The organism is Dactylosporangium sp. CS-033363, assembly GCF_050942475.1.
Classification (GTDB): Bacteria; Actinomycetota; Actinomycetes; order Mycobacteriales; family Micromonosporaceae; genus Dactylosporangium.
Genome location: NZ_CP192032.1, coordinates 8,994,125 through 9,007,885, shown reverse-complemented (window position 1 = coordinate 9,007,885; position 13,761 = coordinate 8,994,125). Strand labels below are relative to the sequence as shown.

Here is a 13,761-nt window from a genome sequence, read left to right as displayed (position 1 = left end):
TTCTTTCATGAACCCCCTTTTCTTTGCATAATCGGGCATCGATGTTCCCCGCCAGGAGCAAAGGAGTCCGATCGTGGACCGTAGGACGTTCGTCGCGCGAGGGGCCGTCGTCACCGGCGGCGCGATTGCGCTCAGTACTGCCGTTGCGTCTCGGGCTGACGCGGCTGTGCGGACCGCCAAGACCGTTACGGCCGGGGCGCGGACAGGGCGGTACTCGCCCAACCTCGCGCCGCTCAAGGCCACCCCGTTCCTCAAGCTGCCGCCGGGGGCCGTGCAGCCGCGGGGGTGGATCCGCAACCAGCTCAACATCGAGGCCGACGGGCTGTGCGGGCGGATGACCGAGGTCTCGGACTACCTCGTGTACGCCGGCAACGGGTGGGTCGACAAGACCAAGGGCGGCTGGGAGGAGCTGCCGTACTGGCTGCGCGGCTTCGGCGACCTCGGGTACGTCACCGGCAACACGCGCATCCTGGCGCTCGCCAAGCAGTGGATCGACGGCATCATCGCCAACCAGGCGGCCGACGGGTTCTTCGGGCCCAACGCGCTGCGGACGAGCCTGGAGAACGGGCCCGACTTCTGGCCGCACATGCCGCTGCTCGACGCGCTGCGGAGCTGGGCCGAGTACAGCGGGGACACCCGGGTCGTGCCGTTCATGCGCAAGTACTTCCAGTTCCAGAACGCGCAGCCGGCCGCCGTGTTCAATCGGAGCTGGGCCGCGCTGCGGTGGGGCGACAACATCGACAGCATCTACTGGCTGTACAACCGGATCAACGAGAGCTGGCTGCTCGACCTGGTGCGGAAGATCCACGCGGGGTCGGCCGACTACACCAACGGCATTCCGAACTGGCACAACGTGAACCTCGCGCAGGGGTTCCGGGAGCCGGCCCAGTTCGGGCTGCTCGACTCCGACCCGAAGTACCCGCAGGCGACGTACAACGACTACAACACCGTGATGGGGCTATACGGCAACTTTCCCGGCGGTGGGTTCGCCGGCGACGAGAACTGCCGCTCCGGGTACACCGATCCGCGCCAGGGCTTCGAGACCTGCGGCATCGTCGAGTTCATGCACAGCCACCAGATGCTGGCCCGGATGACCGGCGACTCGGTGTGGCTGGACCGCTGCGAGGACCTCGCGTTCAACTCGCTGCCCGCCGCGCTCGACCCGGGGCAGAAGGGCATCCACTACATCACGTGCGCGAACAGTATCGGGCTGACCGACCGTACGCTCACGCAGGGGCAGTTCCAGAACGGCTTCCCGATGCTCGCGTACATGCTGGGCATCCACAACTACCGCTGCTGCCCGCACAACTACGGCATGGGCTGGCCGTACTACGCGCAGGAGCTCTGGTTCGGCACGTGGGACAACGGCCTGTGCGCCGCGATGTACGGGGCCTCACAGGTGACCGCGAAGGTCGGCGCGAACGGCACGACCGTCACCGTCACCGAGGACACGGACTACCCGTTCAGCGACACGATCACGCTGACGCTGGGCACGCCGGGGGCCGTGAGCTTCCCGCTGTACCTGCGGATCCCGGCCTGGTCGCAGGGTGCGCAGGTGCGCGTGAACGGCACGCTCGTCACCGGCACGCTGCAGTCCGGCTCGTTCGTCATCGTCGACCAGACGTTCAACAACGGCGACAAGGTGACCGTCACGCTGCCGATGCGCACGACGGTGCGGACCTGGGCCAAGAACGGCAATGCGATCAGCGTGGACAACGGCCCGCTCACGTTCTCGCTGTCCATTCCCGAGCGGTGGTCGCGCATCGGGGGCAGCGACGCCTGGCCGACGAACGAGGTGTACACGGACGGCGCTTGGAATTATGGTCTTCTGCTCGATCCGGGCAATCCGGCGGTGACCGTCACGCGCAAGCCCGGCGCGCTCGCCGCGAACCCGTTCACGCGCGACGGCGCGCCGATCTCGCTGACCGCGACCGCCAGGAAGATTCCGAACTGGCAGGCCGACGCCGAGGGGGTCGTGCGCACGCTGCAGCAGAGCCCGGCGCGCTCGACCCAGCCCAATGAGACCGTCACGCTGCTGCCGATGGGCGCGCAGCGCGTGCGCATCACGACGTTCCCGCGCATCAGCGACGGTTCGGATGCGATCGAGTGGTCGATCCCGGCGACCCCGTCGGCCTCCTGGTGCTGGGGCGGCGACAGCGTCGGGGCGATCAACGACGGCAAGGTCCCGAGCAGCTCCGGCGACCAGTCGATCCCGCGGCTGACCTGGTGGGACCACGTCGGCACGAGCGAGTGGGCGCAGCTGTCCTACGCGACGCCGATCAACACGGGCGCGGTTTCCGTGTACTGGTTCGACGACACCGGCGCCGGCCAGTGCCGCGTCCCGCAGTCGTGGCAGGTGCAGTACCTCAACGCGAGCGGGCAGTGGACGGCGGTGAGCGGGGCGTCGGCGTACGGTACCGCGCTGAACACCCTCAACCGCGTGACCTTCAACGCGGTGACCACGTCCGCCCTGCGCGTGGCCGTCCAGCTCAAGGCCGGCTTCTCGGGCGGCATCCTGGAGATGCGCGTCGAGGGCACCACGGCGCCGATCGCCTGGAAGCGCATCCAGAACAAGAACAGCCTCAAGGTGCTGGGCGTCGCGGGCATGTCCACAGCGAACAGCGCCAATGTCGTGCAGTACGACGACAACGGTACGGCGGACCACAACTGGCGCCTGATCGACGCGGGCGGTGGATGGTACAAAATCATGAACCAGAACAGCGGCAAACTGCTCGCCGTGCAGAACATGTCCACCGCCGACGGCGCGCTCGTCCAGCAGTTCGACGACAACGGCAGCGCCGACCACCTGTGGCGGCTCGTCGACAACGGCGACGGCTGGGTCCGCATCCAGGTCCAGCACAGCCTCAAGGTGCTGGGCGTCTCCGGAATGTCCACGGCCAACAGCGCGCAGGTGGTGCAGTTCGCCGACAACGGCACCGCCGACCATTTGTGGAAACTGCTGTAAGAACTGCCGCTCTTGTACCCCCTGTGCCGGCGCCTCTCCGCTAGAGGCGCCGGTGCCGGGGCCGTGGCATCAGGCGCGTCGTGGGCAGACCGGGCGCGGGCAACGGCTGCTCGCCGCCCGGAACCGTCCCGAACCGCGCAGACCCGCTCATCCATTCGTCGCGGGCGGCGACGATGTCCTCGTGTGAGCGCCCGACGAAGTTCCACCACATGACGAGCTCCTCCTCGAACGGCACCCCGCCGAGCAGAAACAGCCGCGCCGGCCGGTCCGCTTCCTTCACCGAGAACTCGATGCGATCGCGATCTGCCCCGAGGTACAGGAGCGATCCCGGGGCGACGTCGACCCCCTCGACGCGGGCCGTGCCCTCGGTCACCACGACCGCGTGCTCGAAGTCGGGGCGCACCGCCAGCCGCGTGCTCCCGGCCAGGCGGATGTCGGCCCCGAGCAGTTCGGAGTACACCGTCGCGGGCGAGCGCGCCCCCTCCAGCTCCCCGACCGCGACCGTGATCCGCGCCGCCCCGTCCGACAGCTCGGGCAGGTCGGCGATGTGCTGAAAGGCGGCCGCGCGGTCGCGCTGCTCGGCGGGCAGCGCCACCCACAGCTGCAGCCCGTGCAGGATCGGCGGCTTCTCGCTGGGCGAGTTCTCCGAGTGCGCGATCCCGCGCCCGGACGTCATGATGTTGAGCTGCCCCGGCACGATGACCTGGTCGGACCCGAGGCTGTCGCGGTGGCGGACCTCGCCGCCGAGCAGCCAGCTGACCGTCTGCAACCCGATGTGCGGATGCGGCGGCACCCGCATGCCGGGCTTGCCGGTGACGTCCTCGGGCCCGAAGTGGTCGAGAAAACACCAGGCCCCGACGGTACGGCGACTCTTGTTGGGCAGACTCCGCCGCACGACGGTGTACCGCCCGAGGGGGACGTCGCGGCCCTCGAGCAGCTCGGCGCAGGGGGCGGCATCGGTCTCGACCGGCAGCTCCACCTCGGCCGGCTGCCCTTCCAGATTGCTCACGCCCCCGATTGTGCCGCGCCTCGGTGCCGCGGCGTCAGCTCCGGCGCGCCGCGACGTGCGTTGGAACGCCGCGCCGGACTCTGGTGCGCAAAAGGGTGGGAACGTCGCGACTTACGCGGCTCGCGCGGTGCTGGTGAACGATAAGTCGGGCGCTGGCACGCCGCGACTTATCGGATTTATCCGTCGTCAGGCGATAAAAGCGCAATGTCCGAATAGCCGGGGCGAAGCGGACGAACCCCAGGTACGTTGTCGATCGTGGGGCTTCTCGTCGCCGCGGTCCTCGCCGTCCTCGTCGCCGGGGCCGCCGTCTACGTCGGCTGGACCGCGCTGCAGGCCGCCCGTCAGGCGGCGGTCGCGGTGGGCGAGCTGATCGCGCAGTACACCATGGCTGAGGACCGCCGCGACGCCGAGCGCGTGTGCGCCTGGGCCGTCAGCGAGCGCGAGACCTTCGAGAAGATCATCACGCGTGGCGTGGTCGGGGCCGCGGTGCGCAATGCGGGCCAGGCGCCCGTGTACGACGTCGAGATCGTGTTCCGTGACCCGCCCGCCGCCTGGACGGCGATCAGGCGGGTCCGGATCGTGCCGCCGGGGGAGCAGCCCGAGGTGTACGCCGGCTTCGACCAGGAGTCGACCGACGGACCCGTGGAGCGGGACCGCATCAACGACGACGGCACGATCCGGCTCGCCCCGTCGGCCGACATGCACGTCGAGCTGCGCTTCACCGACGCGAGCGGCCGGCGTTGGCAGCGCGACGACAAGGGGCAGCTGAACCTCACGGCCGAGAACGTCGCGCGAGCGCCCGCTCCCGCCGAATTGTCCGCGAAGTCCGAATAAATACCCCGTCAGGCGAAAAATCGAGATATGTCGCGGCGCGCCAGCGCCCGACATATCGCGCCAACATCACCCGACAGACAGCACGATCTTGCCGCGCCCATGCCCCGTCTCGATCTCGCGGTGCGCGTCGGCCGCCTCCGCCAGCGGATAGACCCGCCGGACGTGCCACTGCGTACGGCCGGAAGCGTAGAGGGCGATCAGCTCCGCGAGCGCCGCGGCGCTGCGGCGGCCCTGGATGTTCGCCAGGCCCAGCTCTTCGATGCGGTCGTGGGCGACGAGGGTGATGATGCGCTTGCGGTCGGGTACGAGCTCGAGTGAAGTCTCCAGGCCCTCCCCGCCGGCGCCGTCGATGGACGCCGTGAAGCCGCCCGGGGCCAGGGCGCGGGCGCGGTCGGCGAGGCCTGGGCCGTACACGACGGGAATGGCGCCGAGGGAGGACACGTAGTCCTGGTTGGACTCGCTGGCCGTGCCGATGACCGTGGCGCCCATGATGCGCGCCAGCTGGACGCCGGCCGTGCCCGTGGCGCCGGCGGCCGCGTTGATCAGGACCGTGTCGCCCGGGCCGACGCCGATCTCCGTGAGGGCCAGGCGGGCCGTCTGCCAGCCCGCGGTGAAGCCGCCGGCCACCTCCCACGGGACGCTCGGGGGCTTCGGGGTCACCTGGTCCTGCGGCACCACGATGTACTCCGCGTACGCGCCGAAGACGCTGAAGCCGAGCACCTCCGTTCCCGCCGGTACGGCCTCGGTGCCCTGGTCGACGACGCCGGCGAACTCGTTGCCGGGGGGCTGGGGGAGGGTGACGGCCGCGTACGGCGGGACCCAGCCGCCGCGCAGGGCCGCGTCGAAGGGCTGGACGCCGGCGAAACGTACACGCACCCGGACCTCACCCGGTCCGGCCTGCGGCTCGGGCAGGTCGTGGAGGCGGAGGACGTCGGGCGGACCGGGCTCGGCGAAGGCAGCGGCTCTCATGAGCAACAACTGTGCGACCTCAAGCGAGGTTGAGGTCAAGGCTCGCATGGGCAACGGCTGTGCGACCTCAAGCGAGGTTGAGGTCAAGGCTCGTATGGGCAACGGCTGTGCGACCTCAAGCGCGGTCGAGGTCAATGGGGTACCGTGCACCGCGTCGTGAAGTCTTCAGGGAGTCGGCGATGGTGAACGCGAAGGACTGGGTCGTAGTCGGGCTCGACAACGGCGGCACGGCGAACAACGCGACGGTGCTCGACCACGAGGGCTCGTTCCTGGTGGACGGGCTGGTCGAGGTGCCGAGCCGGGTGCTCGACGGGCCGGAGGCGGCGGTCGAGTCGCTGGCCGGCGCGTTCGAGAACATCCTGGCCGTGACCAAGGTCGAGCGGTCCCGCGTCGTTGCCGTCGGGCTCGACACGCCGGGCCCGGCCAGCGCCGACGGGGTGATCTCCTCCAAGGGCGCGACGAACTTCTCGCAGCCGGCCTGGTGGGGCTACGACTTCCGCGGCGCGCTCGAGCGCCGCCTCGGCCTGCCCGTCGTCTACAACAACGACGGCAACGCGGCCGCCCTGTACGCCCACCACGTCTACTTCGGCGCCGCCTCCGACAGCAAGTCGTCGGTCTCCGCGATCGTCGGCACCGGCCTGGGCGGCGGCGTGATCGAGCAGGGCCGGGTCATCCGGGGCGCGGCCGGCATGGCGGGCGAGCTGGGCCACGTGCACATCCCGATGCACGGGCTGCTCGAGGAGGGCCAGCCGCTGCCGTCCTGCGGGTGCGGGTTCCTCGGCGACGTGGAGAGCGTCTCGTCGCTCACCGGGATCGTGCGCAACCTTCTCCCGTACTGGCTGACTCGCTTCCCCGACCACCCGCTCCACGGTGCCGATTCCCTCAAGTCGGCGGCCAAGCAGGTCCGCTCCTACGCCGAGCAGGGCGACGGGCTGGCGCTGAAGATCTTCGAGCAGCAGGCGATGGGGCTCGGGCGGCTGTTCACGATCGCCGCCAACTTCACCGACCCCGACTGCTACTTCGTGGGCGGCGGCGTGGTCGAGGCGGCGCCGCACTTCCGCGACTGGTTCCTGGCCCGGGTGCGCGAGCACACGCTGCTGCGCGAGGAGCAGGCCGCGGTGGCCGAGTTCTCGCTGGTGCCCGAGCGGGACATGGCGGGCGCACGCGGGGCCGCGATCGCCGCCGCCGGGACCGTCGTCGCGTAGTCGATCAAGCGCTGAACTGTCCAAACGCTGAACTGTTCAAACGCTGAACTGTTCAAACGCTGAACTGTTCAAGCGCTGAACTGTTCACTGCCCCGCTAAATCATGATATGTCCGAAAAATCCTGACGCCGCTAGGCGTCGGGATTTTTCGCGCCTTGAAGATGGGCAAGCACCGCGAGCACCCGCCGGTTGTCGTCGTCCGACACCGGCAGGTTGAGCTTCCCGAAGATCGACGCGATGTGCTTGTTCACCGCGCTCTCGCTGAGAAAGAGCTGCTTCGCGATCGCCGCGTTCGAGCGCCCCTCCGCCATCAGCGTCAGCACCTCCCGCTCCCGCGGGGTCAGGGTGCCCGTCTGCGGCGTCGGCCGGGCCACCAGCTTCGCGATCACCGAGGGATCCATGACGGTGCCGCCCGAGGCCACCCGCCGTACCGCGTCGATGAACTGGCCGGCGTTGAACACGCGGTCCTTGAGCAGGTAGCCCACCGCGCCGGTGCCGTCGGCGAGCAGCTCGCGGGCGTACAACTGCTCCACGTGCTGGGAGAGGACCAGCACCGGCAGGCCCGGCACCTCGCGCCGGGCGGCCAGCGCGGCCTGCAGGCCCTCGTCGGTGAACGACGGGGGCAGCCGCACGTCGACCACGGCCACGTCGGGGCGGTGTTCGAGGAGGGCGGCGAGCAGGGTCGGGCCGGTGTCGACGGCCGCCACGATCTCGAAGCCATGGCTCTGCAGCAGCAGGACCATGCCGTCCCTCAGGAGGTAGAGGTCTTCGGCGAGGACAACGCGCACGGCAGCTCCAGCGAGGCGACGGTCGGCCCGCCGGCGGGGCTGTGCATGGCGAGCGTTCCGTCGAAGGTACCCAACCGCCGCTCGATGCCGCGCAGCCCGGTCCCGCGGGAGGGATCGGCGCCACCCTCGCCGTCGTCGGTCACCGTGATGCGCAGCCGGCCGTCGCCGTGCACGATGTGCACCATGACGGTGGTGGCGCGACCGTGCCGGACCGCGTTGGCCAGCAGCTCGCTGACCGCGAAGTAGGCCGCGGACTCGACCGGCGCGGCCAGCCGGCCCGGGAGCCGGCCGGTGACGGTGACGTCGGCCGCGGTGTCCAGCGCGAGGGCCCGCACCGCGTCGGGCAGGCCGCGCTCGGACAGCACCGGCGGGTGGATGCCGCGCACCAGGTCGCGCAGCTCGGTCAGGGCGGTCTGCGACGTCTCCCGGGCCTGCGCCACGAGCTTGCGGGCGGCGTCGGGGTCGGTGTCCATGAGCCGCTCGATGGCGCCCAGGGTCAGCCCGACCGAGATGAGCCGGGCCTGCGCGCCGTCGTGCAGGTCGCGCTCGATCCGGCGTACCTCCGCCGCCTGCGCGTCCACCGCGTCCGCGCGGGTCTCGGTGAGCCGCGCGACCCGCCGCCGCAGCTCCTCCTTCGCGGTCGGGCGCAGCAGCAGCGCCGTCCAGCGGGAGGCGAACGCAAGCACCGGGTGGGCGAGCGCGAGCGCGCCGGCCACGAGCACCAGGCCGATCGTCAGGCCGAGCGGGCGGTTGCCGTCGAAGGCGCCGTACCAGCGGCTCCAGCCGGCGTCGAACAGCTCGGTCCACAGCCACGGCAGGGCCAGTCCCCAGGCGCCGTAGATGCCCGCCACCACCGGGATGCCGGCCACGACACCCACCACGACCGCGTCGGCGACGAGCCACACCAGGTCCCGCCACGAGGCGGGGTCGTGCCAGACCCATTGCCAGTTGGCGTTGAACTGCGCCCAGTTCTCCGTCTTGTACAGCGTCCGCCCCACCCGGTACATCCCGTCCTCGCGCAGCTCCGGCCGGCGCCGCGGGGTGTACGGGCGCTCGATGGCGACCCCGGCCCAGGACGCGTACGAGCGGCGGAGGTTGGCCAGCCACCGGAAGTGGGTCAGCCCGAGCGGGATCAGGAACACCAGGCCGAGCCCGAAGCCGAAGGTCCACAGGACCGCGGTGACCGCGAACAGCGCGACCTGCATGGCGGCGCTGAGCACGAGGAAGCCGCAGCGGGCCCACGCGAGCAGGACCCGGTCCGTGCGCCTGACCCGGGCCTTGCGCGGGGCGTCGGCCGGGCGCAGGAGACACGCGCTCCAGGCGGCGACCGCGCGCACCGCCCAGGGCGCGACCGGCAGGCCGATCGGGATGATGAGCAGCACGGCGAACGGGAACTGCCACTGCCACCGCAGGTCCCGGGCGAGCGCCGGGTCCTTGGTGAACCAGTCGATCCGGGCCATGTAGGCGGGGAAGCGCGGCGAGCGGTACAGCTGCGTGTCGTGCCGGTACAGCCCCTCCTCGTCCGGCCGGGGCGGCTCGGGCGCCCGGAGGTACGGCACGGGGATCACGCGGCCGAGCCACTCGCCGAACATCGCCCGCCACCGGTTGGTCAGCCGGCGGCTCGCGATGCCCGGCTGGATCAGGATCAGGCACGCCCCCAGCACGGTGACCAGGAACTGGGCGAACACGACCACGGTCAGGCCGAGCAGCAGCGCGCTGCGGGCGAGCGCCTTGGGGTACGTCATGCCACCGAGCCTCGCCTTCCCCGTCGCCCCGCACATCGGCCCTGACTGCCGTCCGGGGTGCAGATAACTGCACCCCCGCGTCGGCATCCAGCGTCATTCTGCCCGGTCGCGGAAGTCGGGAGAGTGATCGGCATGGCAGTCATCGATGTGCAGCACCTGCAGAAGCGGTACGGCGGCCGCGAGGTCGTCCGGGACGTGACCTTCGCCGTCGAGCCGGGCGAGATCTTCGGCATCATCGGCCCCAACGGCGCCGGCAAGACCACGACGGTCGAGTGCGTCGAGGGGCTGCGCGCGGCCGACGGCGGCGCGGTGCGGGTGCTCGGCCGGGAACCCGGCGACCCCGAGCTCCGCCAGCTCCTCGGCGTGCAGCTGCAGGAGTCGCAGCTGCCCGACCGGATCCGGGTCCGCGAGGCGATGGAGCTGTTCGCGTCCTTCTACGAGCGGCCGGCTCCGACCGCCCCGCTGCTGGAGCGGCTGGGGCTGGGGGAGCACCGGGAGCAGCAGTACAAGAAGCTCTCCGGCGGGCAGAAGCAGCGCCTGTCGATCGCCCTGTCGCTGGTCGGCTCGCCCGAGGTGGCGGTGCTGGACGAGCTGACGACCGGGCTGGACCCGCAGGCGCGGCGGGAGACCTGGAAGCTGATCGAGGACATCCGCGCGGACGGCGTCACCATCCTGCTGGTCACCCACTTCATGGACGAGGCCGAGCGGCTGTGCGACCGGATCGCCGTGATCGACGGCGGCCGGACGGTGGCCGTCGACAGCCCCGCCGGGCTCATCCGGCAGGTGGCCGCCGGCGTCACCGTCACGTTCCGCCCGTCCGCCCCGCTCGCGCCGGCCGACCTCGCCGGGGTGCCCGGGGTCGACGCGATCACCGTCGGCGACGACGGCATCTGGGACGTGACCGGCCGCGGCAACCTCGCCCACGAGGTGACCCGGGCGCTGGCCGCCCACGACGTGGTGCCCCAGTCGCTCAACATCGTCCAGGCCGATCTCGAGTCGGCCTTCGTCGCCCTGACCGGCAAGGAGTCCTGACATGCGCGCCCTGACCCGCCTGACCGCGATCGAGACCCGGCTCATGCTCCGCGAGATCGCCGGCCCGATGTTCACCGTCCTGCTGCCGGTCGCGCTGCTGGTCATCTTCGGCTTCGTCGGCGACGTGTACAAGGCCGACCCGGCCCTCGGCGGCCACCGCGGGATCGACACCGTCATCCCGTCGATGTCCATCATGGTGTCGATGGCGATGGTGGCGTACTTCATGCTCCCCGTCGCCCTCGCCACCTATCGCGAGAAGGGCATCCTGCGCCGGTTCGCGACGACACCGGTGAAGCCGGCCGTCCTGCTCGGCGCCCAGCTGGTCATGAACGGCGGCGTGGTGCTGTTCTCGACCCTGCTGACCCTGGTCATCGGCGTCGCCGCGCTGGGCATGCACCTGCCGAACCTGCTGCTGGTGCTGCCCACCTTCCTGCTGGGCGTGCTCGGGCTCTTCCCGATCGGCCTGCTCGTCGCGTCGGTGGCGGGCAGCGCGAAGGCGGCCACCGGCTGGGCCCTGGCGATGTGGTTCCCGTCGGCCTTCTTCGCCGGGCTGTACGTCCCGGTGGAGTACCTGCCCCGCGTGCTGCGCCGCATCGGGGACTTCACCCCGCTGGGCGCGTTCCGCCAGGCCATCCAGGCCGCGTGGGTCGGCGACGCCCCGAATCCGCTGCACCTGGTGGTGCTGGGCGTGAGCTTCCTGGTGGCCGGAGGCCTGGCGGTGCGCTCCTTCAAAGCCTCCTAGAGCTGTCCGGCGAAATCCGCGGCGGACATGGGCGTGGAGAACATCGGGAAGTCGTACTTGATCGCGTTGTCGTGCTCCTCCTGCGAGGTCGCCGCGAGGCAGTCCTGCAGGGTGATCACCTGGTAGCCGTTCTCGTAGCCGGTGCGCATCGTCGACTCCACGCAGCAGTTGGTGAGGAAGCCGCCGATGGCGATCGTGGTGATGCCCTTGCTGCGCAGGATGAAGTCGAGGTTGGTGCTGGCGAAGGTGTCCAGCCCGCGCTTGCCCTCGACCACGATGTCCCCGGCCTGGGGCGCCAGCTCGTCGACGATCTGCGCGCCCCACTCGCCCTTGACGAAGGCGTTGCCGTCCACGACCCCCTTGAGAATCCCGTACGGGTGGGAGGTGATCTCGTTGTATCCGGGCGCGAAGGTGATCGGGGCGTGGATGATGGTCACCCCGGCGGCGCGGGCGGCGGCCACGGCCTTGCGGGTGTTGGCCATCATGTCGGTCTTGTCCATGACGCCCTGCACGGCGCCGTGGAACGCGCCGCCTTCGGAGACGAAGTCGTTCTGGTACTCGATGAGGACGATGGCGGTCTTGGCGGGATCGAAAGGCATGGGGCGGACCTCCACTCACGACGTCGTGACGCAGTTCACGCTACTCCGGAGCGGCGGAGGCCCGGATCGTTCTCACGGCCTCGGCCGATAGGCTGAGAACCGTGGAACTCCTGCACTCGGGCAAGGTCCGTGACGTCTACGCCGACGGCGACGATCTGATCCTGGTCGCCTCCGACCGCATCTCCGTCTACGACGTGGTGCTGCCGACGCCGATCCCGGACAAGGGCGCCGTGCTCACCCGCCTGTCGCTGTGGTGGTTCGACCAGCTCGCCGACATCGTCCCGAACCACGTGATCTCGGCGACCGACGTGCCCGCGGAGTTCGCCGGCCGGGCGATCCGCTGCCGGCGGCTGGAGATCGTGCAGGTCGAGTGCATCGCGCGCGGCTACCTCGCCGGCCTGGGCCTCGCGGAGTACCGGGACAAGGGCGAGATCGCCGGCGTCCAGCTCCCGCCGGGGCTCGTCGAGGGCTCGAAGCTCCCCGAGCCGGTGTTCACCCCGACCACCAAGGCCCCGATGGGCGAGCACGACGAGTTCATCACCCTGGACGAGGTCCGCGAGGACATCGGCAAGGAGCTCGCCGAGGAGCTCAAGGACCTGACCATGCGGGTGTACTCCCGCGGCGCCGCCCTCGCCGCCGAGCGCGGGATCGTCGTGGCCGACACCAAGCTGGAGTTCGGCCGCGACCGCGACGGCACTGTGATCCTGGCCGACGAGGTGCTCACCCCGGACTCGTCGCGCTTCTGGCCGCTCGACGAGTGGGAGCCGGGCCGCACCCAGTTCTCCTTCGACAAGCAGGCCACCCGCGACTGGTCGCTGTCCACCGGCTGGAACAAGACCGCGCCGGGGCCCGAGGTGCCGGACGACGTCGTCGCCCAGACCCGGGCCCGCTACATCGAGGTGTACGAGCGGCTCACCGGCACCAGCTGGTAACAGCTCAGCCCAGCGGGGGCTCGTCGCCCTTGGTCTGCTCGGCCAGGAAGCGCTCCAGCTCGGCCCCGATCTCGTCGGCCGTCGGCAGCGGCGCCGGCGAGTCGGCCAGCAGGTTGTTGTTGCCGCTGCGGCCGCGGGTGAAGGCGTCGTACTGCTCCTCCAGCGCCCGCACCAGCGACGCCGCCTCGTCGGCCTGGGCGATCTGCACGTCGATCTCCGCGCGCACCGACTCGGCCGCGGTGTGCAGCTCCTCCATCGGCACCCGCAGGCCGGTCGAGTCGGCCAGGCAGGTCAGCAGCTTCTCGGCCGCCGCCGGGAACTCGGCCTGGGCCACGTAGTGCGGCACGTGTACGGCGAACCCGAACGCGTCGCGGTCCTGCTGGCCGATCCGGTACTCCAGCAGGTTCGCCACCGCCCCCGGCACCTGCACCCGCTGCAGCCACGGCTCGAACCCGGCGATGAGGTCCCGGCTCGTGCCGTGCGCGGTGACGCCGGTCGGGCGGGTGTGCGGCACGGCCATCGGGATCGCGGTGAGCCCGACCGTGGCCCGCACGTCGAAGCGCTCGATGAGCTCCAGCACGGCGGCGGTGAACCGCTCCCACTGCAGGTCCGGCTCCGGCCCGTCGAGCAGCAGGAACTCGCTGCCGCTGCCGTCGCGCAGGGCCCGCAGGGTCAGCTCCGGCTGCTCGTAGTGCTCCCAGTGGTCCTCGACGAACAGCATCGGCGGGCGCCGGCTGCGGTAGTCGTAGAGCTGGTCGAGGTCGAACCTGGCGATCGTGCGCGGCTGGCCGACGCTGAGCAGGTGCTCACGGGCCAGGCGGGCGGCGCTGCCGGCGTCCACGAAGCCCGTCAGCGCGTGCACGAGCACCGGCCGGTCGGCCGCCGGGGAGTCCTCGGCAAGCTCGTAAAGTTCGCTGGGGTTCAGCACCGCAAACGCGTCCC

The 13,761-nt window shown here is 70.8% G+C and carries 12 protein-coding genes; 6 read left to right on the top strand and 6 right to left on the bottom strand.

The window, feature by feature from the left end; genetic code table 11:
• Positions 1 to 73: 73 nt before the first annotated feature.
• Complete coding sequence (locus ACQPZ4_RS41460) at positions 74 to 2,965, top strand: RICIN domain-containing protein (RefSeq protein ID WP_433048981.1); 2,892 nt, start codon at positions 74 to 76, stop codon at positions 2,963 to 2,965.
• Between the two features lie 40 nt (positions 2,966 to 3,005).
• Here ACQPZ4_RS41460 and ACQPZ4_RS41455 read toward each other — a convergent pair whose 3' ends face one another.
• On the bottom strand, positions 3,006 to 3,974 hold the full coding sequence (locus tag ACQPZ4_RS41455; RefSeq protein WP_433048978.1) for a pirin family protein: 969 nt from the start codon (positions 3,972 to 3,974) through the stop codon (positions 3,006 to 3,008).
• 255 nt (positions 3,975 to 4,229) lie between these two features.
• On the opposite strand from ACQPZ4_RS41455, the gene ACQPZ4_RS41450 reads away from it, so the two are divergent.
• Positions 4,230 to 4,808 (top strand): hypothetical protein, encoded by a 579-nt coding sequence (locus tag ACQPZ4_RS41450; RefSeq protein WP_433048975.1) that lies wholly within the window; start codon positions 4,230 to 4,232, stop codon positions 4,806 to 4,808.
• 66 nt (positions 4,809 to 4,874) lie between these two features.
• On the opposite strand, the gene ACQPZ4_RS41445 is transcribed toward ACQPZ4_RS41450, so the two are convergent.
• Entirely contained in the window at positions 4,875 to 5,777 is a 903-nt protein-coding gene (locus ACQPZ4_RS41445) for an NADP-dependent oxidoreductase (RefSeq protein ID WP_433048972.1), read from the bottom strand.
• Between the two features lie 179 nt (positions 5,778 to 5,956).
• On the opposite strand from ACQPZ4_RS41445, the gene ACQPZ4_RS41440 reads away from it, so the two are divergent.
• Positions 5,957 to 6,982 (top strand): ROK family protein, encoded by a 1,026-nt coding sequence (locus ACQPZ4_RS41440; protein ID WP_433048969.1) that lies wholly within the window; start codon positions 5,957 to 5,959, stop codon positions 6,980 to 6,982.
• Between the two features lie 130 nt (positions 6,983 to 7,112).
• Here the strand turns inward: ACQPZ4_RS41440 and ACQPZ4_RS41435 are convergent, their stop codons facing one another.
• Positions 7,113 to 7,769, bottom strand: coding sequence for a response regulator transcription factor (locus tag ACQPZ4_RS41435; protein ID WP_433048966.1), 657 nt, complete (start codon positions 7,767 to 7,769; stop codon positions 7,113 to 7,115).
• Complete coding sequence (locus ACQPZ4_RS41430; protein WP_433048963.1) at positions 7,733 to 9,514, bottom strand: sensor histidine kinase; 1,782 nt, start codon at positions 9,512 to 9,514, stop codon at positions 7,733 to 7,735. Before ACQPZ4_RS41430 ends, ACQPZ4_RS41435 begins: the two co-directional genes overlap by 37 nt.
• A gap of 132 nt (positions 9,515 to 9,646) precedes the next feature.
• On the opposite strand from ACQPZ4_RS41430, the gene ACQPZ4_RS41425 reads away from it, so the two are divergent.
• Both ACQPZ4_RS41425 and ACQPZ4_RS41420 read left to right on the top strand, forming a co-directional pair.
• Entirely contained in the window at positions 9,647 to 10,546 is a 900-nt protein-coding gene (locus tag ACQPZ4_RS41425) for an ABC transporter ATP-binding protein (RefSeq protein ID WP_433048960.1), read from the top strand.
• Between the two features lies 1 nt (position 10,547).
• Positions 10,548 to 11,288, top strand: a complete 741-nt coding sequence (locus ACQPZ4_RS41420; RefSeq protein WP_433048957.1) for an ABC transporter permease — start codon at positions 10,548 to 10,550, stop codon at positions 11,286 to 11,288.
• Here the strand turns inward: ACQPZ4_RS41420 and ACQPZ4_RS41415 are convergent.
• Positions 11,285 to 11,887, bottom strand: coding sequence for a cysteine hydrolase (locus tag ACQPZ4_RS41415; protein WP_433048954.1), 603 nt, complete (start codon positions 11,885 to 11,887; stop codon positions 11,285 to 11,287). The two genes, ACQPZ4_RS41420 and ACQPZ4_RS41415, sit on opposite strands and share 4 nt — an antisense overlap.
• 101 nt (positions 11,888 to 11,988) lie before the next feature.
• Here ACQPZ4_RS41415 and ACQPZ4_RS41410 point away from each other — a divergent pair, with 101 nt between their 5' ends.
• Positions 11,989 to 12,819: a phosphoribosylaminoimidazolesuccinocarboxamide synthase gene (locus ACQPZ4_RS41410; protein WP_433048951.1), complete on the top strand. Its 831-nt coding sequence runs from the start codon at positions 11,989 to 11,991 to the stop codon at positions 12,817 to 12,819.
• 4 nt (positions 12,820 to 12,823) lie between these two features.
• On the opposite strand, the gene ACQPZ4_RS41405 is transcribed toward ACQPZ4_RS41410, so the two are convergent.
• Positions 12,824 to 13,747 carry a proteasome assembly chaperone family protein gene (locus tag ACQPZ4_RS41405; protein WP_433048948.1) on the bottom strand — a complete coding sequence of 308 codons (924 nt, stop codon included), beginning with the start codon at positions 13,745 to 13,747 and terminating at the stop codon, positions 12,824 to 12,826.
• Between the last annotated feature and the right edge of the window lie 14 nt (positions 13,748 to 13,761).